The organism is Vibrio sp. 10N.222.55.C6 (assembly GCF_041473395.1).
Lineage (GTDB): Bacteria > Pseudomonadota > Gammaproteobacteria > Enterobacterales > Vibrionaceae > Vibrio > Vibrio crassostreae_C.
Genome location: NZ_JBFRSD010000985.1, coordinates 1 through 209, shown reverse-complemented (window position 1 = coordinate 209; position 209 = coordinate 1). Strand labels below are relative to the sequence as shown.

1 pseudogene is annotated in these 209 nt (G+C 44.5%); it reads right to left on the bottom strand.

Going from position 1 to position 209, the window contains the following annotated elements:
* A pseudogene (locus AB4486_RS27180) lies at positions 1-209 on the bottom strand (histidine/lysine/arginine/ornithine ABC transporter ATP-binding protein); the annotation flags it as partial.

Sequence of the window (209 nt, the reverse complement as noted above, 5' to 3'; positions counted from 1 at the left end):
CACCTAAGACGTGAACAGGCGCTTCGATAACATTTTCAAGAACGGTCAGGTGAGACCACAGATTGAAACCCTGAAAAACCATCGCCAGACGAGAGCGGATTCGCTGTATTTGTTTTTCATTGGCAGGAACAGAAACACCTTGGCGGTTGTTTTTCATTTGAATTAATTCGCCATTAACCCAAATCTCGCCTGCAGTAGGTGTCTCTAAA